This is a genomic window from Variovorax sp. YR566 (assembly GCF_051992195.1).
Taxonomy (GTDB): Bacteria; Pseudomonadota; Gammaproteobacteria; order Burkholderiales; family Burkholderiaceae_C; genus Variovorax.
In genome coordinates this window covers 1,653,970-1,676,899 of sequence record NZ_CP197092.1, presented here as the reverse complement: position 1 = coordinate 1,676,899, position 22,930 = coordinate 1,653,970, and the positions used below count along the sequence as shown (strand labels likewise).

The window sequence follows — 22,930 nt, the reverse complement described above, 5'->3', positions numbered from 1 at the left end:
GAAAAATGAAGGTCACGCGGCGACCGAACGGCCTTCGCGGTTGAAGAGATGCAGCACCGACGGGTCGAACTCCACGGCCACGTCGTCGCCGGCCTGCAGCGGCGTGCGGTCGTTCTGCCTCGCGATGAGCGGCACGCCGCCCACGTCGACGTGGATGAGCGTGTCGGCGCCCAGCGCCTCGATCAGCTCGACGCGGCCCTGCACGTCGCTCACCGGCGCGCCCTGCTTCGGATGCACGCGCAGGCCCTCGGGCCGCACGCCCAGGAAACCGTCGGCGGGCAGCCTGCCGCCGGTGGCGGCCGAGAAGCTGGGAATGGCATTGGCGGCCACCATGTTCATCGACGGCATGCCGATGAACTGCGCGACGAACTGGTTGGCCGGGTGGTCGTACAGCTCCAGCGGCGTGCCGACCTGCTCGATGAGCCCGTCTTTCAGCACCACCACGCGGTCGGCCAGCGTCATGGCCTCGACCTGGTCGTGCGTCACGTAGATGGTGGTCGCACCGAGTGCGCGGTGCAGCTTGTGGATTTCGACCCGCGTGTTGCCGCGCAGTGCCGCGTCGAGGTTCGACAGCGGCTCGTCGAACAGGAACACCTTGGGCGCGCGCACGATGGCGCGGCCGATGGCCACGCGCTGGCGCTGGCCGCCCGACAGGTCCTTGGGCGTGCGGTCGAGGTACTGAGTGAGGTTGAGCGTCTTCGCCGCATGATCGACCTTGGTCTTGATCTCGCTCTTGGACACACCCGCGAGCTTCAGCGCGAACGACATGTTGTCGTACACGCTCATGTGCGGATAGAGCGCATAGCTCTGGAACACCATCGCAAGGTCGCGCTTGCCAGAAGGCGCCCAGGTGATGTCCTTGCCGTCGAGCAGCAGGTTGCCGCTGGTGATGGGCTCGAGCCCGGCAATCAGCCGCAGCAGCGTCGACTTGCCGCAGCCCGAAGGCCCGACGAAGACGATGAACTCGCCCTTCTGGATCTGCAGGTCGACGCCCTTGATGATGTTGACTTCACCAAAGCTCTTCTTGATGTTCTTGAGTTCGAGGTAGGCCATGAGATGTCTCCCTTTCTTTACTTGACGGCGCCGAAGGTCAGGCCTTGGACGAGTTGCTTCTGGCTGAACCAGCCGAACACGACGATGGGCGCAATGGCCATCAGCGAAGCCGCCGACAACTTGGCCCAGAACAGGCCCTCGGGGCTGGAGTACGAGGCGATCAGCGTGGCCAGCGTGCCGGCCTTGGCGGAGGTGAGGTTCAACGCCCAGAAGGCCTCGTTCCAGCTCAGCACCAGGCACAGAAGGCCGGTCGATGCGAGCCCGCCCACCGACAGCGGCATCACGACGTGGCGGAACTCGGTCCAGAGGTTGGCGCCGTCCATGCGCGCGGCCTCCAGGATCTCGGGCGGGATGTCCTTGTAGGCGCTGTAGAGCATCCACACCATGATCGGCAGGTTCGACAGCGTGAACACGATAGTCAGCGCGGTGAGCGAATCCAGCATGCCCGCTGTCTGCGCGATCACGTAGATGGGCACCAGCGCGCCCACGGCCGGCATCATCTTGGTGGAGAGCATCCACATCAGGATGTCGCGCGTCTTCTTCGTGCGGAAGAAGGCCATCGAGTACGCGGCGGGCGCCGCGATCAGCAGGCCGAGGATGGTCGAGCCCAGGCTGGTGATGAGCGAGTTGCGCGCGTACAGCAGGTAGTCGCTGCGGCGCTGCACTTCGCTGAAGTTGCCGAGCGTGGGCTCGAAGATGAACAGCGGCGGCACGTGGATGGCCTGCAGCTCAGTCTTGAAGGCCGTGAGAAACAGCCAGCCGAGCGGAAAGAACAGCAGCAGCGTGACGGCCCACGCGCCCACGGTGCGAATGGCCTGGGGCAGGAAGTTGCTGGGGGCTTGTTGTTGTTGCATGGCGTGTTGCTCCTCAGTCGAGGTTCTTGCCGATGATCCGGATGAGGAACACGGCCACGATGTTGGCCAGCACCACCGCGAAAAGCGCGCCGGCCGAGGCCACGCCCACGTCGAAGTTCATGAGCGACTGCTTGAAGATCATGTAGGTCATGTTCGTGCTCTCGTTGCCCGGGCCGCCATTGGTGGTGATGGCAATCTCGGCGAACACGCTGAGCAGGAAGATCATCTCGATCATGATCACCACCGCCATGGGGCGCGCGAGGTGCGGAATGGTGAGATAGAAGAAGCGCTGGAACGAGCTCGCGCCGTCCATGCGCGCGGCTTCCATCTGCTCGCGGTCGAGCGACTGCAGCGAAGTGATGAAGATCAGGCAGGCAAAAGGCAGCCACTGCCAGGCCACCATGATGATCACCGACAGCAGCGGCACGTCGGTGAGCCAGTCGACCGGCTGTGCGCCGAAGGCGCGCCACACGTCGGCCAGCACGCCGTAGATGGGGTTCATCATCATGTGCTTCCACAGCAGCGCATTGACCGCGGGCATGACGAAGAACGGCGAGATCAGCAGCACCCGCACGATGCCGCGCCCCGGAAAGGGCTCGTTCACCAGCAGTGCGAGCAGCACGCCGAAAACCACCGTGATGACGATCACGCTGCCGATCAGCAGCAGCGTGTTCCACGTGGCCGGCCAGAAGTCCGGGTCGGTGATGAAGTAGTGAAAGTTCTCGATGCCCGCGAAGGTGCGTTCACCGGGCTGCATGAGGTTGTAGTTGACGAACGAGAAGTACAACGTCATCACGAGCGGCACGATCATCCAGAGGAAGAGCGTGAGCACCGCGGGCGCCATGAGGGCGCGGGGCAGGAGTCTTTTCATGAGGTATCCCTTCTTGTGGTCCCTGGCTCCTTCCCCGCTGGGGAAGGCTGGGATGGGGGCTGCCCGATCAGGCGCGGCACCGAACGATGCGCCGCGAGCCCCCACCCCTACCCTCCCCCAGCGGGAGAGGGAGCAAGCCCGAAGACTTACTTGTAGTACCCGGCCTTCTTCATCTCACGCTCAGCGGCCGTCTGCGAAGTCTTCAGCGCCTGGTCCACAGTGACCTTGCCCGACAGCGCCGCGCTCATCTGCTGGCCCACCGCCACGCCGATGGCCTGGAACTCAGGAATGGCCGCGTACTGCACGCCGACGTACGGCGACTTCGGCAAGGTGCTGTCGGTGAGGTTCGCGCTGTCGATCGCCTTCTTCTCTGCAGCGGCGAACTTGGCGACCTTCTGGAACTCGGGGTTCGCGTAGGTCGACTTGCGCGTGCCTGTCGGCACCGAGGCCCAGCCGGTTTCCTTGGCCACGAGGTTGATGTATTCCTTGGAGGTGGCCCACTTGATGAACTTCTGCGCCGCGTCGTCCTTGGTCGAGCTGGCCGGAATGGCGAGGTTCCACGACCACAGCCAGTTGGCGCCCTTCGGCGTGGAGGCGGTCGGTGCCTGCGCGAAGGCCACCTTGTCGGCCACCTTCGACTGCTTCGGGTCGCTGATGAACGAGGCCGCGATGGTCGCGTCGACCCAGGCCGCGCACTTGCCTTCATTGAAGAGAGCGAGGTTCTCGTTGAAGCTGTTGGCCGATGCGCCCGGAGGGCCGTCCTTCTTCATCATGTCGACGTAGAAGGTGATCGCGTCCTTCCAGGCCTTGGTGTCGATCTGCGGCTTCCACTGCATGTCGAACCACTGGCCGCCGTTGGTGTTGACCAGCGTGGTCAGGAAGGCCATGTTGTCGCCCCAGCCCGGCTTGCCGCGCAGGCACATGCCGTACACGCCCGCCTTCGGGTCGTTGGCCTTGTCGGCGAACTCCTTCACCTGCGCCCAGGTCGGCTGATCGGAGAACTTCACGCCCACCTTGTCGGCCAGGTCCTTGCGGTACATGAGCATCGAGCTCTCGCCGTAGAAGGGCGCGGCGTAGAGCTTGCCGTCGGTCGACAGGCCGTCGCGGATGGCGGGCAGCAGGTCGTCGATGTCATAGGCGGCATCGGTGGCAATGGGCTTGAGCCAGCCCTTCTTCGACCAGATCGGCGTTTCGTACAGGCCGATGGTCATCACGTCGAACTGGCCGCCCTTGGTGGCGATGTCGGTGGTCACGCGCTGGCGCAGCGTGCCTTCTTCCAGCGTGACCCACTTGAGCTTGATGTCGGGGTTCGCTTTTTCGAAGAAGGGTGTGAGCTTCTGCATCTCGATCATGTGGCCGTTGTTCACGGTCGCGATCACGAGTTCGGTGGCGGCCTGGGACACGACGCCCGAGCCGATGAGTGCGAGGACGAGGCCCGCTTTCAGAAAACGCTTCATGTTGTCTCCTAGAGGTGAGCGACGCCCTCTTGTCGGGTCGCCGTGGCCGGATTCTGGAGAAACGCGCTTGCAGTTTTGGTACTTCGACAGCCACCACCAGTACTTTCATGCGCCAGTTGGCTAGTGAATTCCCTAGTTGATGCAATACAGCATGGAAAACGGCATCCCAAAGGCCTCAGGCGCCGCCCAGCAGCTGACGGCGGAACTGTGCGGCCGCCGGCGACAGCGCCCGGTCTTCCCGCGTGATCAGGCAGATCGGCGGCACGCGCACCGGCAGCTCCACCGGCACGGTGCGCAGCACGCCCAATCGGGCGTAGTGGTTGGCCTGCGAGGCGGGCATCACGGCCGCCATATCGGAGTTCTCGAGCAAGGCGGTAATGGCGATGGGCGATGCCGTTTCGATGATGTCGAGCCGCGCCTGGATACCGGCCTCGCGCATCGCCGCCTCGAAGCGCCCGCGCTGCGGCGAGCCCGGCGGCTGCAGCACCCACGACCAGTTCGCCATGCCGGCCAGCGTGACGGTGGCGCGCTCGAACACCGGGTGCGCGGTGCGCACCACGACCACCATCGACTCGCCTAGCAGCGGCACGCTCGCGTACTTCGCCTCGTCATGGCTCTCGGTGAGACGGCCCAGCACGAGATCGACGTCGCCCTGCTCCAGCTGCGCCTGAATCACGTCGCTGGTCTCCACCACCACCGAAACGGCCACCTGCGGGTGGCGGCGGCGGTACTCCACCAGCGCCGGCGCCAGCAGTTCGGGCACAGCACCCGGCACGCTGCCCACGCGCAGAGCGCCGCTCAGGCCCGAGCGCAGAGCCAGCATCTCCTCGCGGGCGGTGCCGAAGTCGCTGAGCACGCGGCGCGCGTAGCGGATGAGGATGTCGCCATAGGGCGTGGGCTCCATGCCGCGCGCCAGGCGCTCGAAGAGCTTCTCGCCGAGTGAATCTTCGAGTTGCTGCAGCAGCTTGGTGGCGGCAGGCTGGCTGATGTTCATGGCCTCGGCCGCCCGGCCGAGGTGGCGATGGGCATCGAGCCGGGCCAGCAGCAACAGCTGGCGCGGCCGCACGTGGAGCATCAGCGAGGCATCGGTCAGTCCGGAAGTCATATGCAAAAGTATATGGAGCTTCAGGCTTTTACGATTGGATCGCGAGGGAGAAGCTCCGTACGCTCGGGCTCATTACAAGCAGGAGACACCCGATGAAATTTCCCTCTCTCGCCCGCGCGGCGGGGCTGGCTGCAGCCGCCCTGCTGGCCGTGTCAGCGGCCGGTGCGCAGTCGAGCTACCCCGACAAGCCGATGCGCATCATGGTCGGCGCCTCTCCCGGCGGCGGCACCGACATCCTGGCGCGCGTGCTGGCCGACAAGTTCTCGCCCGCGCTCAAGCAAACCGTGGTGGTCGAGAACCGGCCCGGCGCCTCCAACACCATCGCCGGCGAACTCACAGCCCGCGCGCCGGCCGACGGCGCCACGCTGCTGCTGGCCACCAACACGGCGCAGGCGGTGGCGCCCCACATCCTCAAGCTCAAGTACGACCCGCTGAAAGACCTGCAGCCCGTGGGCCTGGTGGCCGTGATGCCCAACGTGCTGGTGGTGTCGGCCAGCTCGCCCTACAAGTCGGTGAAGGACCTGGTGACGGCCATGGCGGCCAAGCCGGGCGGCTTCAAGTACGCCTCGTCGGGCATCGGCAGCACGCAGCACGTGGGCGGCGAGGCCTTCAACCTGGCCACCGGCATGAAGTCGATCCACGTGCCCTACAAGGGCAGCTCGCAGGCGCACATCGACATCATCGCGGGCGAGGTCGACATGATGTTCGACAGCACCTCCTCGGCCATGGGCCAGATCAAGGCCGGCAAGTTCCGCGCATTGGCCGTGAGTGCGCCGCAGCGCTCGCCCGAGCTGCCCGACGTGCCCACGCTGGCCGAGCAGGGCGTCAAGGGCGCTGACGTGTCCACCTGGTACGGCCTCTACGTCACCGCCGGCACGCCGCGTCCCGCGGTCGAGCGGCTGAGCGCCGAGCTCACGCGCACGCTGAAGCTGGCCGACGTGCAGACGCGCATCAAGGCCCTGGGCGGCGAGCCCGGCGCGCTCACCGGCGAACCCTTCGCGGCAATGAACAGGCAGGAGTTCGACCACTACGGCCAGCTCGTGCGCGACGCCAACATCAAGGCCGAATGAACCGGCCCGCTCCCTTTTCATTCAACTTGCATCCGAGCCACACCATGTCCACCACTACCAAGACCTCGAGCGTGATCTCCGCCAAACCCCGCATCGTCGTGCTGCTGGGCGACCCCAGCGGCGTCGGCCCCGAAATGGCCGTGAAGCTGCTGGCGCGCCAGCGCAACCTGGACGCCGCGCGCGTGCTGCTGATTGCAGACCCTATCGTGCTGGCCGCCGGCGAGCGCGCGGCGGGCGTGAAGCTGGACCCGCTGCAAGTCGAGAACCTCGACACGCTGCGCTTCGAAGACGGCCGGCCCAGCCTGCTCACGCGCGACTGGATGGAGGGCCTTGAGCCGGTGCTGGGAGAGTCGAATGAACAGTCGGGCCGGGCCTCGTTCGAGGCGCTGGAGCTGGCCACGCTGGCGGTGCGGCGCGGGCAGGCCGAAGGCATTCTCTTTGCGCCGCTCAACAAGCATTCGCTGCGCCTGGGCGGCCTCGTGCATGAAGACGAGCTGCGCTACATGCAGGAGCGCTTTGCGGTGACGGGCTTCGTCTGCGAGTTCAACCTCACAGGATCGCTCTGGACCTCGCGCGTGACCTCGCACATTCCGCTGAAGGACGTGGCGCGCCACATCACCGTGCAAGGCGTGAGCGACGCCGTGAAGATCATCTCGTCGGCACTGCGCCGCGCGGGCGTGGCGCATCCGCGCATCGCGGTGACGGGGCTCAACCCGCACGCGGGCGACGGGGGCTCCATCGGCATGGAAGAAATCGAGATCATCGCGCCCGCCGTCGAACAGCTGCGCGCCGAGGGCTTCGACGCGCGCGGCCCGTTCTCGCCCGACACGGTGTTCATCGGCGCGCGGCGCGGCGACGTCGATGCAGTGGTGTCGATGTACCACGACCAGGGCCAGATCGCGATGAAGCTCATGGGCTTCGAGCAGGGCGTGACGCTGCACGGTGGCCTGCCGGTGCCGGTGGCCACGTCGGCCAGCGGCAGCGCGTTCGACATCGCGGGCCAGGGCATTGCAAAGATCGAAGGGCTGCAGCAGGCCTTCGACCTGTGCGTGCGCATGGCGAGCGGCGCGCCGGCGCGCACGGCCGCACAGGCAGTAACTGCGTGAGTCTCTCGGCAGGACCAAACAAAAAGGGCCGCTTGCGCGGCCCTTTTTTAAAAACTCAGGCGGTCGGTGGTTCGCCGTAGCTGTTCGACTCGGGTTGCGTCGGCTGCACGTAGAAATAGATCAGCACGAGGTTGACGAGCGGAATGAGCGCCAGCAGCAGAAACCAGCCGCTCTTGCCGATGTCGTGCAGGCGGCGCGCTCCCACGGCCAGCGCGGGCAGCAGCAGGGCCAGAGCCGCGATGCCGTACACGAACCGATGGATCAGGCTTGCCACGATGAGAATAACCAGCTGTCCAAGCACGAACCACCAGAACTCCGAGCGCGAGGCGCGCCCGCTGAAATCCACGTACTTGTTCAGACAGGTCTTGACCGCTGTTTGAAAATTCATTGATCGACTCCTCTTGATTGGTCCCAGGGAAATTTCCCCGGGCCATCATATAGATGCGTCTTTCAACGGCAAACTCGGCTAGAAGCGATAGCCGGCCTGCAAACAAACGGGTTATGAATTGGCTTGCCAGCGGCCCGATTCAGCTGCCCAGCCGCTTCAGCAGGCCCGCGGTCGATGCATCGAGCCCCATGACATCGCCCGATGCGAGGCGCGGTTCGATGTCCTTTGCGAGCACCTTGCCGAGCTCCACGCCCCACTGGTCGAAACTGTTGATACCCCACAGCGCACCGCTGGTGAACACGCGGTGCTCGTACATCGCGAGGAAGGCACCCAGCGATTCGGGCGTGAGCTTTTCGAACACGAAGAAGGTGCTCGGCCGATTGCCCGGAAAGTTCTTGTGGCCGCCCTCGTCGAGCTTGCCCACCATCAGCGCCTGCGCCTGCGCGAGCGCATTGGCCAGCAGCTTGGGGTGATGGCCTTCGAGGTCGTGAGAGGCATCGCGCACCGCCACGAATTCGAGCGGGATCACGTCTGTGCCCTGGTGCAGCATCTGGAAGTAGGCGTGCTGCCCGTTGGTGCCGGGCTCGCCCCACAGCACAGGCGAAGTGCCGAAGGCCACCGGCTTGCCGCTGGCATCGACCTGCTTGCCGTTGCTTTCCATCTCGAGTTGCTGCAAGTAGGCCGGCACGCGCTTCAGCGCGCTGTGGTACGGCGCGATGCTGCGGCTCGTGAACTTGTGGAAGTTGCGATACCAGACGTCGAGCAGGCCCAGCCGCACCGGAAGGTTCTGCGCGAGCGGTGCCGTGCGGAAGTGCTCGTCCATTGCATGCGCGCCCGCCAGCAGCCGGCGGAAGCCGTCGGCGCCGATGGCCAGCGCAATCGGCAGGCCGATGGCCGACCACAGCGAATAGCGGCCGCCCACCCAGTCCCAGAAGCCGAAGGTGGTGTCGATGCCGAACTTCTTCGCCGCTTCCACATTGGTGGTGAGCGCCGCGAAGTGGCCCGCGATGTCGGTGCCGCCCGATTGCTCGTACCAGCGCTTGGCAGAAAGCGCGTTGGTCATCGTCTCGGCCGTGGTGAAGGTCTTCGAGGCAATGAGGAACAGCGTGTGCTCGGGCGCGAGGCCCTGCAGCACGCCCGCCAGCTCATGGCCGTCGACGTTCGAGACGAAGTGAAAGCGCTTGCCCGGCGCGGCGAATTCGGCCAGCGCCAGCACCGCCATCTGCGGGCCGAGGTCGGAGCCGCCGATACCGATGTTGACCACGTCGGTGATCGTGTGGTCGGCGCGCACCCTCTCGGCATAGGCCAGCATCGCGTCGAGCGTGGCGTGCACTTCCCGCAGCTCGTGCGCGGTCTTCGGGCCGGTCTGCGCATCGGCCGGCGCGCGCAGCAGCGTGTGCAGCACGGCGCGGTCTTCAGTGTTGTTGATGTGCTCGCCGGCGAACATGGCGTCGCGGTGAGCCTCGAGGCCGCACTCGCGGGCCAGCTCGAGCAGCAGCTCTTCGGTGCGCGCGTCGATCAGGTTCTTCGACAGGTCGGCGAAGACATGCGGCGCCTCCTGGCTGAAGCGTGCGAAGCGGCCCGCGTCGTCCACGAAGGCATGGCGCACGTCGAACTGGCGGCCTGCGGTTTCGAAGCTGGACTGCAATTGCGCCCAGGCCGGCGCGCGATCGCAGCGAAGGGTCATGGCCATGTTTACTTGCCGCTTTCCTGCATGAGCTTTTCGAGCTTCACGGCGTCGGCCGCGAAGGCGCGGATGCCTTCGGCGAGCTTCTCGGTGGCCATGGCGTCTTCGTTCAGGGCAAAGCGAAAGCCCGCCTCGTCGTAGCTGACCTTGGCGACGTCGCCGCCGGCTGCCGCCTTGGCGTCGAGCGCGTGCTGCAGCGGCTCGTTGCTGGCGGCCAGCTCGGCCAGCAGCTCGGGGCTGATGGTCAGCAGGTCGCAGCCGGCGAGCGCCTGGATCTGTCCCACATTGCGGAAGCTCGCGCCCATGACTTCAGTCTTGATGCCGTGCTGCTTGTAGTAGTTGAAGATTTCGCGCACCGACTTCACGCCGGGGTCGTTCGCGCCAGCGCTCGCGGCCTCGTCCCACTTGGCGCCGGCCGACTTCTTGTACCAGTCATAGATGCGGCCCACGAAGGGCGAGATGAGCTGCACGCCCGCAGCGCCGCAGGCCACGGCCTGCGCGAACGAGAACAGCAGCGTGAGGTTGGTGCGAATGCCCTTCTGCTCCAGGGCACGCGCCGCCTCGATGCCTTCCCAGGTGGAGGCGACCTTGATCAGCAGGCGCTTTTCGGTGTCGATGCCTTCGGCCTTGTAGAGCGCCACGATGCGCTCGCCGCGCGCAATGGTCGCGGCCGTGTCGAAGGACAGGCGGGCGTCGACTTCAGTGGACACGCGGCCCGGGATGATCGAGAGGATTTCGGTGCCGAAGCGCACGAGCAGGCGGTCGATGACCTCGTCGAGCGGCTTGCCCGCGTGCTTCTTCACTGTCTCGTCGAGCAGCGGCCGGTATTCGGGCTTCTGCACGGCCTTGAGGATCAGCGAGGGATTGGTGGTCGCGTCCTGCGGCTTGGAAACGCTGAGCTGCTTGAAGTCACCGGTGTCGGCGACGACGGTGGTCCATTGGCGGAGGGCATCGAGTTGGTTCATGAAATCATTATCCAGTGCGGGTTGTGACAAGTCCTGCACGCAGTTGCGCGTCGGCCGATGTTTTCATGCGCACCGTAGCACGGGTTTTCACGCGGCTCCATCGGCCTGATGCCCGTGTGGTTGTCGCCGCTGTCCGGCCTCCCCGCCCTACACCGCCTGTGGTCCGTGGCTGACGGGCGCGTGCCGTGCCCTTGGCTAGCCTGAGTTTTACGCCGAATGTCTTCATCCCTCAGGAGTGCCTCATGACCCCTCGCACGCGCGCCGACGCCACCACCGTCCGGCCTTTCGACGACCGCCGCACCAGCAATGCGATCGGCGCAATGGCCACGGCCTTCGTCGTGGGCGGCGTGGCCACCTGGTTCGCCATGGACGCGGCGCGCACCGCACGCGCCCGGCCGGCCGGCCCGGCTGACGGCGCACCGCTGATGCGCGCGCCGCTGCAGGTGGTGGCGCCGGTCGATCTGCAGCGCTATGCGGGCATCTGGCACGAGCAGGCCCGCCTGCCGAACCGCTTCCAGAAACAATGCGCCGGCCCCGTGGTCGCCGAATACACCCCGCAGCCTGGGGGCGCCGTGCAGGTGCTCAATCGCTGCGTGCGGGAAGACGGCAACTTCGACGAGGCCGTCGGCGCTGCCCGCGTGGTGCCGGTAGCAGGCCAGCCTGGCGCAGGCCGCCTCCAGGTGCGATTTGCGCCAGCGTGGCTCGGCTGGCTGCCGATGGTCTGGGGCGACTACTGGATCCTGAAGCTCGACCGCGACTATCAGGTTTCGCTGGTCGGCACGCCCGACCGCCAATACCTGTGGGTGCTGTCGCGCGCGCCACGCCTCGACGAGGCCGTGCTGCGCGCGGAACTGGACTACGCCCGCAGCCTGGGGTTCGACACCGACAAGGTGGTACTCACCGGCAGGTAGCGCTGCAGCTGCGATGGCAGCACGGCCGGCGCGGTGCAGTGGATGGCGTGCCAGCCGAAGGCACGCGCCGCCTCCACGTTGGCGGCCGAATCGTCGATGAACACCGTCTGTGCCGGATCGAGGCGGTAGCGCATCGCCAGCACTTCGTAGATCTCGCGTTCGGGCTTGAGGAACTTCACGTCCCCCGAGAACACGCCGCCGTCGAAGCGCTGCATGAAGGCGTGCTTGCGCTCGATGGCGCGGGCGTACGGCGCGGGCATGTTCGACAGGTAGTACAGGCGCAGCGGCTGGCCGGCTTCGCGGTGGGCAATCAGCTGTTCGAGCATGTCGACTGTTACGCCGATGGGCTCCAGCCGCTCGCCCAGCCCTTCGAGCATGGTGTGAAGCGGCTCGGCCGGTAGCGAAAGCCGCGCCGTCATGCGGGCGATGGCGTCGTCCAGCGTGCGGGTGCCGCAGTCGAAACCCGTCCAGTCGTCGTGATGGAAAAGCGCCCTGCCCAAGGCGGCCGCGGCGGCTTCAGTGGGTGCGTGTTGGGAGAGATGGGCCTGCACCAGCCGTGTGGGCTCCCATGCGAACAGCACGGCGCCCAAGTCGAAAACCACGTTCATGGCGCCATTGTTTCATGCGCCGGGCACCACGCTCACGCCATGGGCTCCCAGGGACAGCGTGGCCTGCGCGCCGGCAGCCAGCGGGCGGGACAGGTCGGTCGACACCACGAAGACCGGCCCCAGTGTGGTGTCGAAGCCGTATTCGTAGAAGCTGCCGAGGTAGGCGGCCTTGCGCAGCGTGGCCGGAAGGCCGTCCGCCGCGCCGCTGGCGCCGATCTGCCAGGCTTCGGGCCGCACCGCCACCTTCACCGTGCCGGGCGCCACCGCATAGCGCGGCTGCAGGCGCAGCGGGCCGAGCGCCACGCTGCCGTCGGCTTGCGCCGTGGCGGGAAACACCATCGCCTCGCCCATGAAGCCGGCGACGAACTCGCTGTCGGGTCGCCCGTAGAGTTGCTCGGGCGTGCCGCGCTGGGCAATCACGCCGTGGTCCATCACGATGATCTGGTCGCTCACGGCCAGCGCTTCGCTCTGGTCGTGCGTGACGTAGGCCACCGTGAGCTTCAGCCGCTGCTGCAGCGAGCGGATTTCCTCGCGCATCTCGCGGCGCAGCCGGGCATCGAGGTTCGACAGCGGCTCGTCGAACAGCAGCACCGCCGGTTCGAGCACCAGCGCACGCGCCAGCGCCACGCGCTGCTGCTGGCCGCCCGAAAGCTCGCTGGGCAGCCGCTCGTCGAAGCCGACCAGGCCCACGCCCCGCAGCGCCTCGCGCGCCCGCGAAGTGGCCTCGTCTTTCTTCACACCGCTCATGCGCAGGCCGTAGCTCACGTTCTCGATCACGTTCATGTGCGGGAACAGCGCGTAGCTCTGGAACATCATGCTGACGTTGCGCTCGGCCGGGCCGAGCGTGGTGACGTCTCGCCCGCCCATGAAGATCGAGCCCGAGGTCGGCGATTCGAGCCCAGCGATCATCCGCAGCGTGGTCGTCTTGCCGCAGCCCGAGGGCCCGAGGATGGTGGTGAGCGTGCCTACCGGTACTTCGAAGCTGATGCCCTTGACGGCCAGCGGCGCGTTCTTGTCGGCGCCGTAGCGCTTGGTGACGTTGCGGAATTCGATGCCGTTGCTCATGGATTCTTCTCTCGTTTCAATGCACGGGCGCGGGCACAACCGGCACACCCGCCTTGCGCCGCCCAAGCTTGCGCTCCCCAACCACCCACTGCACCAGCGCAATGGCCAGCGACATCAGGATCATGAGCACCGTGCAGTACGCGAGCGCGATGCCGTAGTCGCCGTTGCCGACGCGGCCGATGATGTAGGTGGTGGCCAGTTCGTTCTCCGCCGTGACCAGGAAGATCACCGCGCTCACCGTCGTCATGGCGCGCACGAAGCTGTAGACCAGCGCGGCCACCAGCGCGGGCTTGAGCAGCGGCAGCACCACCTTGAAGAGCGTCTGCGAGGTCGAGGCGCGCAGCATCAGCGAAGCCTCGTCGAGCGAGCGGTCGAGCTGCTTGAAGGCCGCCGTGCCGGCCCGCACGCCCACCGGCAGGTTCCGGAACATGAAGCACAGCACGATGATGAGCCCCGTGCCCGTGAGCTCGAAAGGCGGCACGTTGAAAGCCAGGATGTAGCTCACGCCCAGCACCGTGCCCGGAATCGCAAAGGCCAGCAGCGCGCCGAACTCGAACAGCCCCTGCCCCCTGAACTCGTTGCGCGCCAGCAGCCACGCAATCAGCAGGCCCAGCGCCGCGGTAATGGGCGCCGAGATGCCTGCCAGCTTGAGCGTGGTGATCAGCGAGTTCCACGCCGTGCCCGCCCACACCAGCCCGAACTGCCCCCACTCCAGCGCAAAGGCACTCTTGAAGTGGTTCAGCGTGAAGCTGTAGTCGCGCCCCCAGGTCTGCACGAAGCCGCCCGCGAAGGCGAACAGGTACACCACGGCGGTGAACGCGATCCAAGGCAAGGCGATGCAGTAGATGGTGCGGCGCACGCCGTCGGGCAGCGCCATCGCGATGCCGGCGTCGCCCTTGCCGCTCACGGTGGTGTAGTTCCGCTTGCCCAGCACGCCGCGCTGCAGCGCGAACACGCCGAGCGCGAACAGCGTGAGCACCCAGGCCAGCGAGGCCGCGCGGCCCTGGTCGTACTGCGCGCCGACGATGGCAAAGAAGATGTCGGTCGACAGCACCGAGAACTGCCCGCCCACCACCACGGGGTTGCCGAAGTCGGCAATGCTCTCGATGAAGCCCACCAGGAAGGCGTTGGCCAGCCCCGGCTTCAAGAGCGGCAGCGTGATGGTGAAGAAGGTGCGGCGGCGGTCGGCGCGCAGCATCTGCGCGGCTTCCTCGAGGCTGGGCGCAATGCCCTGCACCACGCCGCGCATGATCATGAAGGCGATGGGCGTGAACGCGAACAGCTGCGCCACCAGCACGCCCGGCATGCCGTAGAACCAGCGCGTGGGCTCGATGCCGAACACGTTCTCCAGCACCTGGTTGACGATGCCGGCGCGGCCGAACAGCAGGATCAAGCCGAGGCCCACCACGAAGGGCGGCGTGATGATCGGCAGCAGCGCCAGCACCCGCAGCGCGCCCTGCCCGCGCTTGCTGCCGCGCTCGGCCATCAGCGCCATCAGCGTGCCGAGGAAGGTGGTGCCGGCCGCCGTGAGCAGGGCCAGCACCAGCGTGTTCCACGCCACGCCGCAGCGCACGCCGCCGGAGAGGCAGCCAAGGCCCCAGATGCGCTCGGTGAACACGCGCGCGACGAACGCGGTGATCGACCACTGCCCGTCCTCATTGAAGAACGCACCGGACAACGCCTTGCTCACCGGATAGGCAATGAACAGCGCCATCAGCACGCCGCAGCCGATGACCGCGGCAGACACGAACAGGTCGCCCTTGAAGAGGCCCAGCCGCGCAATGCCGAAGGCCGCCAGCAGCACCAGCGCGGTGAGCGCCACGAAGCCGCCCGCGCCGATGCCGAACTGGTTGATGGCCAGCTCGCCGAACTGCGCGTTGAGCGCCGCAAAGCTCCAGCCCCGCGCGCCGATGGCAAAGCCCGTGACGGCAAGCCCGATGGCACCGATCGCGCCGCCCGCCAGCAGCCAGCGCCCTTGTGCCCTCCCCGCCGGCATCCACGCGCCTACGGCGCACATCACAAGCCCCGCAAGGCCGATGAAGAGCCAGATGCGGCCCTGCGTAGCCGCCTGCATCAGGCCGTTGGCACCCTCCGCCTGACCGAAGACCTGCGGAACGGCCTCGTACCAGGTGGCATCCTGGATCGCATACCAGGGCAGCAGCAGGTACGCCGCAAAGCCCAGCGCGACCCACGCCCAGATCCAGCGCCGCGAGCGCCGGATGGCAGCCAGCGACGCCGGATTGACCGGCGCGCCTTCAGCGACTGAACGCGCTTCCACTTAGCGCGGCAGCGAATTGACGTCTTTTTCCCAACGCGCAATCAGGCGGCGGCGCTCGGCGCTGGCACCGTACTTGGCGTAGTCGTAGTTGATGAACTTGATCTTCTTGAAGTCCGGGATGCGCGGGTCGAGCTTTGCATTCACGTTGCTCGGCAACTGGAACTGCTTGTTGGCGGCGCCCAGCTCCTGCGCGGCGGGCGTCAGTGCCCATTCGTAGAACTTCTTGGCGGCGTCGAGGTTGCGCGCGCCCTTGATGATGCTCATGGAGCCGATCTCGGCGCCCGTGCCATCACTCGGCGTGATGGTCTCGACCGGAAAGCCCTGCATCTTCTCTCCAGGGCCGTCGTGCACGAAGCTGATGGAGATCGCGGTTTCGCCGCGTGCCACCGCCTTGATCGGGCCGGTACCCGAGCGGGTGTACTGGCCCACGTTCTTGTGCAGCGCCTTGAGGTAGTCGAAGGCCTTGTCCTCGCCCATCATCTGAACCAGCGTGGCGATCATGGTGTAGGCCGTGCCGCTCGATGCGGGGTTGGCCACCTGGATGTCGCCCTTGTATTCGGGCTTGAGCAGGTCGGCCCAGGTCTTGGGCACGGGCAGCTTCTTCTTGGCCAGCAGCTCGGGGTTGTAGCCGAAGCCCAGCGGGCCCGAATAGATGCCGACCGTCTTGTAGCCCGACTGCTTGGCTTGCTGCTGGGCCCAGGGGTGCAACTGCGACAGCGTGGGCGACTTGTATTCGAGCGTGAGACCCTGCTCGGCCGCCTGCAGGTGCGGGTCGCCGGTGCCGCCGAACCAGATGTCGGTCTTGGGGTTGTCCTTCTCGGCAATCAGCTGGGCTAGCGCTTCGCCCGAGCCCTTGAGCGCCATGTTGATGCGCACGCCGGTGGTACGGGCATAGACGGTGGAAATCACGTTGCACCACTCGGCCTGGACCGAGCAGATCACGTTGACGGTCTGGGCCGACGCGGCGGCCGACAGGCCGAGCAGCGCGGCTGCGGTGAGAATCTTGCTCTTCATTGGGTCTCTCCACCTCTGTGCAATAAAAAAAGGCCTCGCGGCCATGGGGCAGCGTAGCTTTAGTACAGGTCTCTTGAATCGGTACAAGTACCATCGCGACTGGCGCATGTCGCATCAGCGACGCATGCAGCCTGCCTCGGCACTCAGACAAAGGAAAGTTTTCTCATCATGAGCTTCGATCTCGTTCTGTTCGGCGGTACTGGCGATCTCGCGTGGCGCAAGCTGATGCCCGCGCTGTTCCAGGCATTCCGGCACGGCAGCCTGCCACCTGACGGCCGCATCGTCGGCGTGGCGCGGGACGACTTGTCGGACGACCAGTACCGGGAGCTGATCCAGTCGCGCTTCAAGGCGGTCGAAGGCGCCAAGCGGCCTTCGCCGGAGGAATTCGAGAAGTTCGCCTCCATGCTGCACTACCTGCGCATGGACCTCTCGAAGCCCGACGACTATGCCCGCCTGGCGAGCCTGCTCAACCAGCGCGACGCCAAGACGGTGGTGATGTACGTGGCCACGGCGCCCGCGCTCTTCACCCAGGTGGTCGAGCAGATCGCGGCGGCCGGGCTCAACGGTTCCAGGACCCGCATCGTGCTTGAGAAGCCGCTGGGCCACGACCTGGCTTCCAACCGCGCCATCAACTCCGCCGTTGGCAAGGTGCTCGAAGAAAAGCAGGTCTTTCGCATCGACCACTACCTCGGCAAGCCTTCGGTGCAGAACCTGTTCGCCATGCGCTTCGGCAATGCGCTGTTCGAGCCCATCTGGCGCCGCGAGCACATCTCCAACATCCAGATCACCATTGCCGAAGACCTGGGCGTGGAAAAGCGCGGCGCGTTCTACGACCAGACCGGCGCACTGCGCGACATGGTGCAGAACCACGCGCTGCAGCTGCTGTGCGCCGTGGCCATGGAGCCGCCGATCAACTCGCACGCCGACGCCATCCGTGACGAAAAGCTCAAGGTGCTGCGCGCCCTCAAGCCCTGGACGCCCGAGAGCCTGGGCCTGCACACGGTGCGCGGCCAGTACACGGCCGGCACGGCCTACGGCGAGCGGGTGCAGGGCTACCGCGACGAGCCGGGCGTGAACCCCGACAGCCGCACCGAGACCTTCGTGGCGCTGCGCACCGAAATCGCCAACTGGCGCTGGGCCGGCGTGCCCTTCTACATCCGCACCGGCAAGCGGCTGGCTTCGCGCGACGCGCGCATCGAGGTCAACTTCAGGCCCACGCCGCATGCCATCTACCGGGCACCGGCGGGCAACGTCAACAAGCTGGTGATCAACCTGCAGCCCAAGGACGGGCTGGAGCTTCACATGCTCGCGCAGGCGCAGGACAACCGGCAGCGCACCAACGGCAACCAGAGCGCGGCCGCGCAGCTGGCGCCGGTGCAGCTCGACCTCGACTTCGACAAGCGCTTCGGCGCCGAACGCGTGGGCGCCTACGAGCGCCTGCTGCTCGACGTGATCGACGGCCGCCTGAACCTGTTCGTGCGAAGCGACGAGCAGGAAGAAGCATGGCGCTGGGTCGAGCCGCTGATCGACAGCTGGGAATCGGACGGCGGCCCGCGCCCCTATGCGGCTGGCACCTGGGGCCCGAGCGCGTCCAGCGCGATGATTGCGCGCGACGGCTTCGCCTGGGGCGAAGAGCAGTAACGCCCGCTTCGGTCGCGCTCAGCCGAACTGCAGGCAACGCATGCTGAGCGTGCCCGACTGGAATCCCTCGTAGATCGTCTTCGCGCGCTCGCCGCTCCCGGCGGCGCCGAGGGCGTAGAGAAACGGGTAGTAGTGATCGGGCATCGCCACGGCGGTCGATGCGCCTTCCAGCTTCGCGTAGTCGACCAGTGCGCGGTCGTCGCGGCCCGCAAGTGCAGACTTCACCGCATCGTCGAACGACTGTGCCCATGGCCGGCTTGCGCTGGGCCCGTCGGGCGTTCCGCGGTCGGTGGCGCGCAGGTTGTGCACCACGTTGCCGCTGCCCATCACCAGCACGCCCTTGTCGCGCAGCGCGGCGAGGTCGCGGCCCACCGCATAGTGGAAGGCGGCCGGCTTGTCGTAGTCGATGCTGAGCTGGAACACGGGAATGTCGGCCTTGGGGTACAGGTGCTTCAGCACCGACCACGTGCCGTGGTCGAGGCCCCATTGCTCGGTGGCGATCACCGGCGTCTGCTTCACCACGTCGACGGTCTCCTGGGCAAGCGCGGGGTGACCCGGCGCCGGGTATTCGATGTCGAACAACGCCTGCGGGAAGCCGCCGAAATCGTGGATCGTCTTCGGCCTCGCCTGCATGCCGACACCGGTGGCGCCGCGGCTGAGCCAGTGCGCCGACACGCTGAGGATGGCCGACGGCCGGGGCAGCTCGCGGCCCCATGCCGAGAGCCGGCGCGTGAAGGCGTTGTCGCTGATGGCGTTCATCGGCGAGCCGTGGCCGATGAAGACGACCGGCATGCGGCGCGAAGGCGCTGCGCCGGCGGCTTGCACGCTGCAGGCCAGCGAGGCCAGCACCGCAGTCGCGCCAAGGGCGGTGCCCATCAGGAAGCCGCGGCGGCCCAGTTCGGAGGTTGCAAGCGTTGTCGTCATTGGCATGGCGGCACTCTGCAACAGTTTCCGGCGCAAGGCGGTGCCTTTGCGCACACTTTTTCGAAGGCGCCCTACTCTGGCCTACCTCCTGGCGAGCACAGGCGCCTCGCGCAGCGGCGCTCCCTTGACCACGAGTTGCACCACCACCGCGACCACGATGTTGAGCACCAGCGCCGCCAGCCCGGTGTAGAGCGTGTAGCTGCCATCGCCGATCACGAAGGTGTGCACAGGCTTGATGCCGTCCGAGAACGCCAGCCAGCTGCCGCCGAGCAGCCCCACGGCCCAGCCCGCCAGCAGCGCCGGTGCACGGAACCAGCCGAAGAACAGGCCAAACACCACCGCCGGGAAGGTCTGCAGGATCCACAGGCCGCCCAGCAGTTGCAGGTCGAGCGCGAACTGCGTGGGCAGGAACAGGATGAACACCAGCGCCCCCAGCTTGACCACCAGCGACACGATCTTCGCGACCTTGGCCTCGCCCGCCGGCGTGACGTCGGGCCGCACGTAGGCCTTCCAGAAATTGCGCGTGAACAGGTTGGCCGCACCGATCGACATCACCGCCGCCGGCACCAGCGCGCCGATGGCGATGGCCGCGAACGCGAAGCCCGCGAACCACGACGGGAACAGCGCATTGAAGAGCGCCGGCACCACGTCGTTGTTGCTCTTCACTGTGAGATGGGCCGCATAGGCCATGTAGCCCAGCAGCGCGATGAGCCCCAGCAGCACCGTGTACGCCGGCAGGAAGACGGCATTCTTGCGGATGGTGTTGGCGCTCTTGGCCGCGAAGATGCCGGTGAGCGTGTGCGGGTACATGAAGGCCGCGAGCGCCGAGCCCAGCGCCAGGCTCGCGTACGGCAGGTACTGCGCCGGCTTGAGCGTGAGCCCCGTCGCGCCGCCCTTGGCCGCGAAGGCATCGCCGGCCGCGTGGAACACGCTGCCGTAGCCGCCGAGCTTCATGGGCACAAGCACCACCGCCACCAGCACCACGATGTAGATCATCAGGTCCTTCACGAACGCGATGAGCGCCGGCGCGCGCAGCCCCGCCGAGTAGGTGTAGAGCGCCAGGATCACGAAGGCGGCCGCCAGCGGCAGCTCGCCCGTGAGCCCCAGCGCCTTGATGACCACCTCCATGCCGACCAACTGCAGCGCGATGTAGGGCATGGTCGCGACCACGCCGGTCACGGCAATGGCCAGCTCCAGCGCGCGCGAGCCGTAGCGGCCGTACACCACGTCGGCGGCAGTCACGTGCCCGGCCTTGTGCGCGGCATGCCAGAGCTTCGGCATGATGATGAAGACGATGGGGTACACGAGGATGGTGTACGGCAGCGCGAAGAAGCCGTAGGCACCCACGGCGTACACCAGCGCGGGCACGGCAATCACGGTGTAGGCGGTGTAGAAGTCGCCGCCCACCAGGAACCAGGTGATCCAGGTGCCGAAGTTGCGGCCGCCCAGGCCCCATTCGTCGAGGTGCGCGCCCTTGCCCTTGGCGCCACCGCTCTGCCAGCGCGAGGCCCAGAAGCCCATCACGGTGACCAGCACGAAGAAGAAGACGAAGACCGACAGCGCGGTCCAGTTGATCTGGCCGTCCATCATTCGTCTCCCTCTTCATACCCGCTGCGGTAGACGATCCAGATCAGCAGCGCGGTGATCGGCACCCACAGCAGCTGGTACCAGTAGAAGAAGGGAAAACCGAACAGCTCCGGCAAGGGGTTGTTGTAGAACGGCAGCCACAGAAGCCCGATGAAGGGCAACAAGAGCAAGGCCCACATGTGCTGTTCTCCTTGGTGTGATTTTTACGAAAGCACCAAGGAGTTATAGACCTGAAGCCGAACACGCGGCGCCGACCCGGATTAAGCGGCCGTGCTAGATGCGGCCCTCCTCGGCCGCATGGCAAGCGACTTGCACGCCCTTGATGCTCAGCAGCTTTGGGCGCTCGGAAGAACAGCGCGCATTCGCATGCGGGCAGCGCGGATGAAAGGCGCAGCCCGTGGGCGGGTTCAGCGGGTTCGGCACTTCGCCCTGCACCGGCGTGCGCTGGCGCCCCGTGTGCTTCATCTGCGGAATGGCATCGAGCAGCATGCGGGTGTATGGATGCTGCGGCGCCGAGAACAGCTTCTGCTTGTCGGCCACCTCGACCAGCCGGCCCAGGTACATCACGCCGACCTGGTCGGCCACGTGGCGCACCACGGCGAGGTTGTGCGAGATGAAGAGATAGGTCAGGCCCTGCTCGCGCTGCAGGTCCTTCATGATGTTGAGCACCTGAGCCTGCACGCTCACGTCGAGCGCCGATGTAGGCTCGTCGCACACCAGGAACTCGGGCTGCGTGGCGAGAGCGCGCGCAATCGAGATGCGCTGGCGCTGGCCGCCCGAGAACTGGTGCGGGTACTTGCTCATGTCCAGCGGCGAGAGGCCGACCGACTTGAGCAGTTCGCCCACGCGCTCGCGCAGCGCGGCCTTGTCGCTGATGATGTCGTGCTCGCGCAGCGGCTCGCCGATGATGTCCTCGACGATCCAGCGCGGGTTGAGGCTCGCGTAGGGGTCCTGGAAGATCATCTGAATGCGGCGGCGCAGCTTGCGGCCCTCGGGGGTCTTGAACGCGGCGTGCGCGTTCTGCCCGTCGAACTGCAGGCCGCCGCGCGTGGGCGCGTAGAGGCCCACCAGCAGGCGCGCCACGGTGCTCTTGCCGCAGCCCGATTCGCCTACCAACGCCAGCGTCTTGCCGCGCTCGATGGAAAAGCTCACGCCGTCGACCGCGTGCAGCAGCACGCGCGGCTTGCGTTCGAGCACGCGGTTGAGCCAGGGCGGCGAGACGTCGAAGGTGCGGGCGAGGTCGTGCGCGACCACGAGAGGCTCGCTCATCGCGTCACCTCCACGACGGGTTCGGCCGCTTCGGGCGCGGCGCGTTCGCCGGCCGCCAGTGCGTCGTGATGCCTTGCCGCGATCTCGGCCTGGCCGGCATGCGGATCGGCGGCATCGTGCAGCCAGCAGGCAGCGCGCGTGGCACCGGCGTGCATGAGTTCGGGCCGCTCGACGAGGCAGCGCGCAAAGGTGCGCGGGCAACGCGGGTTGTAGGCACAACCCGTGGGAATGGCGTTGAGCCGCGGCATCGCACCGTCGATCTGGTTGAGCCGCTCGCGGTCGCTCGTCATGTCGGGAATCGAGGCCATCAGGCCCGAGGTGTAGGGGTGCGCAGGCTGGTGGATCACTTCGTGCACCGGGCCGATTTCGGCAATGCGGCCCGCATACATCACGGCCACGCGGTCGCAGGTTTCGGCGATCACGCCCATGTCGTGCGTGATCAGCATCACCGCCGCGCCGCGGTCCTTGCACACCTGCTTGAGCAGCTGGATGATCTGCGCCTGGATCGACACGTCGAGCGCGGTGGTCGGCTCGTCGGCCACGATGAGCTTGGGCTCGGCCGCAAGCGCCAATGCGATCACCACGCGCTGCCGCATGCCGCCCGAGAACTGGTGCGGGAAGTGGTCGATGCGCTGCTCGGCGGCGGGAATGCCGGTGTCCTGCAGCAGGCCGATGGCGCGCTTGCGCGCTTCGCTCTCGGTCACGGGCAAGTGGGCGCGAATGGTCTCGATCAGCTGCCGGCCCACGGTGTAGAGCGGGTTCAGCGAAGTCAGCGGGTCCTGGAAGATCGCGCCGATCTTGCGGCCGCGAATGGGCCGCATCGCGTCGAAGCCGAGGTTGTCGATGCGCTGGCCCTCCAGCAGGATCTCGCCGCCGGCCACGCGGCCCGGCGGCTCGAGCAGGCCAATGATGGCCGCGCCCGTGAGCGACTTGCCAGCGCCCGATTCGCCCACCACGCCGAGGATTTCGCCGGGCGCGATGTCGAATGAAATGCGGTCGAGCGCACGCAGCGTGCCGCGGCGGTGCGGAAATTCGACGACGAGGTCTTTGACCTGGAGCAGCGTCATGGTGGCGTTC

21 protein-coding genes are annotated in these 22,930 nt (G+C 66.8%); 4 read left to right on the top strand and 17 right to left on the bottom strand.

The annotated features are described in order from the left end of the window. Positions 1-12: 12 nt before the first annotated feature. The 5 genes from ACTG4X_RS07695 to ACTG4X_RS07675 form a co-directional block, all read right to left on the bottom strand. On the bottom strand, positions 13-1,053 hold the full coding sequence (locus ACTG4X_RS07695) for an ABC transporter ATP-binding protein (RefSeq protein WP_440533542.1): 1,041 nt from the start codon (positions 1,051-1,053) through the stop codon (positions 13-15). Positions 1,054-1,070: 17 nt separating this feature from the next. Further along, positions 1,071-1,907, bottom strand: coding sequence for a carbohydrate ABC transporter permease (locus tag ACTG4X_RS07690; RefSeq protein ID WP_093075940.1), 837 nt, complete (start codon positions 1,905-1,907; stop codon positions 1,071-1,073). 13 nt (positions 1,908-1,920) lie between these two features. Then, on the bottom strand, positions 1,921-2,778 hold the full coding sequence (locus ACTG4X_RS07685; RefSeq protein WP_093048382.1) for a carbohydrate ABC transporter permease: 858 nt from the start codon (positions 2,776-2,778) through the stop codon (positions 1,921-1,923). A 146-nt stretch (positions 2,779-2,924) separates the two neighbouring features. Further along, entirely contained in the window at positions 2,925-4,235 is a 1,311-nt protein-coding gene (locus tag ACTG4X_RS07680; protein ID WP_093048379.1) for an ABC transporter substrate-binding protein, read from the bottom strand. A 175-nt stretch (positions 4,236-4,410) separates the two neighbouring features. Beyond that, a complete protein-coding gene (locus tag ACTG4X_RS07675) occupies positions 4,411-5,340 on the bottom strand; it encodes a LysR family transcriptional regulator (RefSeq protein ID WP_176928685.1) in 930 nt (309 codons plus the stop codon). 92 nt (positions 5,341-5,432) lie between these two features. Here ACTG4X_RS07675 and ACTG4X_RS07670 point away from each other — a divergent pair, with 92 nt between their 5' ends. Next, complete coding sequence (locus ACTG4X_RS07670) at positions 5,433-6,410, top strand: Bug family tripartite tricarboxylate transporter substrate binding protein (RefSeq protein ID WP_097200000.1); 978 nt, start codon at positions 5,433-5,435, stop codon at positions 6,408-6,410. A gap of 44 nt (positions 6,411-6,454) precedes the next feature. Continuing rightward, entirely contained in the window at positions 6,455-7,516 is a 1,062-nt protein-coding gene (locus ACTG4X_RS07665; RefSeq protein ID WP_440533541.1) for a 4-hydroxythreonine-4-phosphate dehydrogenase PdxA, read from the top strand. A gap of 55 nt (positions 7,517-7,571) precedes the next feature. On the opposite strand, the gene ACTG4X_RS07660 is transcribed toward ACTG4X_RS07665, so the two are convergent. The 3 genes from ACTG4X_RS07660 to tal all read right to left on the bottom strand — a co-directional run bounded on the left by ACTG4X_RS07660 (position 7,572) and on the right by tal (position 10,556). Further along, a complete protein-coding gene (locus ACTG4X_RS07660) occupies positions 7,572-7,904 on the bottom strand; it encodes a DUF805 domain-containing protein (RefSeq protein WP_093048371.1) in 333 nt (110 codons plus the stop codon). Between the two features lie 139 nt (positions 7,905-8,043). Then, on the bottom strand, positions 8,044-9,597 hold the full coding sequence (gene pgi, locus ACTG4X_RS07655; protein ID WP_354339181.1) for a glucose-6-phosphate isomerase: 1,554 nt from the start codon (positions 9,595-9,597) through the stop codon (positions 8,044-8,046). Positions 9,598-9,599: 2 nt separating this feature from the next. Then, positions 9,600-10,556, bottom strand: a complete 957-nt coding sequence (gene tal / locus ACTG4X_RS07650) for a transaldolase (protein ID WP_093075945.1) — start codon at positions 10,554-10,556, stop codon at positions 9,600-9,602. Between the two features lie 242 nt (positions 10,557-10,798). On the opposite strand from tal, the gene ACTG4X_RS07645 reads away from it, so the two are divergent. After that, positions 10,799-11,467, top strand: coding sequence for a lipocalin family protein (locus ACTG4X_RS07645; protein ID WP_093048363.1), 669 nt, complete (start codon positions 10,799-10,801; stop codon positions 11,465-11,467). Here the strand turns inward: ACTG4X_RS07645 and ACTG4X_RS07640 are convergent. The 4 genes from ACTG4X_RS07640 to ACTG4X_RS07625 are packed head-to-tail and all read right to left on the bottom strand — an operon-like array spanning position 11,413 to position 16,432. Then, a complete protein-coding gene (locus tag ACTG4X_RS07640) occupies positions 11,413-12,075 on the bottom strand; it encodes an HAD family hydrolase (RefSeq protein WP_093048360.1) in 663 nt (220 codons plus the stop codon). The two genes, ACTG4X_RS07645 and ACTG4X_RS07640, sit on opposite strands and share 55 nt — an antisense overlap. 12 nt (positions 12,076-12,087) lie before the next feature. Further along, positions 12,088-13,140, bottom strand: a complete 1,053-nt coding sequence (locus ACTG4X_RS07635; RefSeq protein WP_097200003.1) for an ABC transporter ATP-binding protein — start codon at positions 13,138-13,140, stop codon at positions 12,088-12,090. A 16-nt stretch (positions 13,141-13,156) separates the two neighbouring features. Further along, positions 13,157-15,418 (bottom strand): ABC transporter permease, encoded by a 2,262-nt coding sequence (locus ACTG4X_RS07630; RefSeq protein ID WP_440533540.1) that lies wholly within the window; start codon positions 15,416-15,418, stop codon positions 13,157-13,159. Beyond that, the gene (locus ACTG4X_RS07625; RefSeq protein ID WP_097200005.1) at positions 15,419-16,432 is read right to left on the bottom strand and encodes an ABC transporter substrate-binding protein; all 1,014 of its coding nucleotides are present in this window, start codon (positions 16,430-16,432) and stop codon (positions 15,419-15,421) included. A 168-nt stretch (positions 16,433-16,600) separates the two neighbouring features. On the opposite strand from ACTG4X_RS07625, the gene zwf reads away from it, so the two are divergent. Further along, the gene (gene zwf / locus ACTG4X_RS07620; RefSeq protein WP_093048351.1) at positions 16,601-18,073 is read left to right on the top strand and encodes a glucose-6-phosphate dehydrogenase; all 1,473 of its coding nucleotides are present in this window, start codon (positions 16,601-16,603) and stop codon (positions 18,071-18,073) included. 18 nt (positions 18,074-18,091) lie between these two features. Here zwf and ygiD read toward each other — a convergent pair whose 3' ends face one another. The 5 genes from ygiD to ACTG4X_RS07595 all read right to left on the bottom strand — a co-directional run bounded on the left by ygiD (position 18,092) and on the right by ACTG4X_RS07595 (position 22,920). Continuing rightward, positions 18,092-19,003 carry a 4,5-DOPA dioxygenase extradiol gene (ygiD, locus tag ACTG4X_RS07615; RefSeq protein ID WP_440533539.1) on the bottom strand — a complete coding sequence of 304 codons (912 nt, stop codon included), beginning with the start codon at positions 19,001-19,003 and terminating at the stop codon, positions 18,092-18,094. A 75-nt stretch (positions 19,004-19,078) separates the two neighbouring features. Beyond that, a complete protein-coding gene (gene mctP, locus ACTG4X_RS07610) occupies positions 19,079-20,584 on the bottom strand; it encodes a monocarboxylate uptake permease MctP (protein WP_440533538.1) in 1,506 nt (501 codons plus the stop codon). Next, the gene (locus ACTG4X_RS07605; protein WP_097200007.1) at positions 20,584-20,763 is read right to left on the bottom strand and encodes a DUF3311 domain-containing protein; all 180 of its coding nucleotides are present in this window, start codon (positions 20,761-20,763) and stop codon (positions 20,584-20,586) included. The genes mctP and ACTG4X_RS07605 overlap by 1 nt, the downstream gene beginning before the upstream one ends. 94 nt (positions 20,764-20,857) lie before the next feature. Beyond that, a complete protein-coding gene (locus tag ACTG4X_RS07600; protein ID WP_097200008.1) occupies positions 20,858-21,853 on the bottom strand; it encodes an ABC transporter ATP-binding protein in 996 nt (331 codons plus the stop codon). Further along, the gene (locus ACTG4X_RS07595; protein ID WP_440533537.1) at positions 21,850-22,920 is read right to left on the bottom strand and encodes an ABC transporter ATP-binding protein; all 1,071 of its coding nucleotides are present in this window, start codon (positions 22,918-22,920) and stop codon (positions 21,850-21,852) included. Before ACTG4X_RS07595 ends, ACTG4X_RS07600 begins: the two co-directional genes overlap by 4 nt. Between the last annotated feature and the right edge of the window lie 10 nt (positions 22,921-22,930).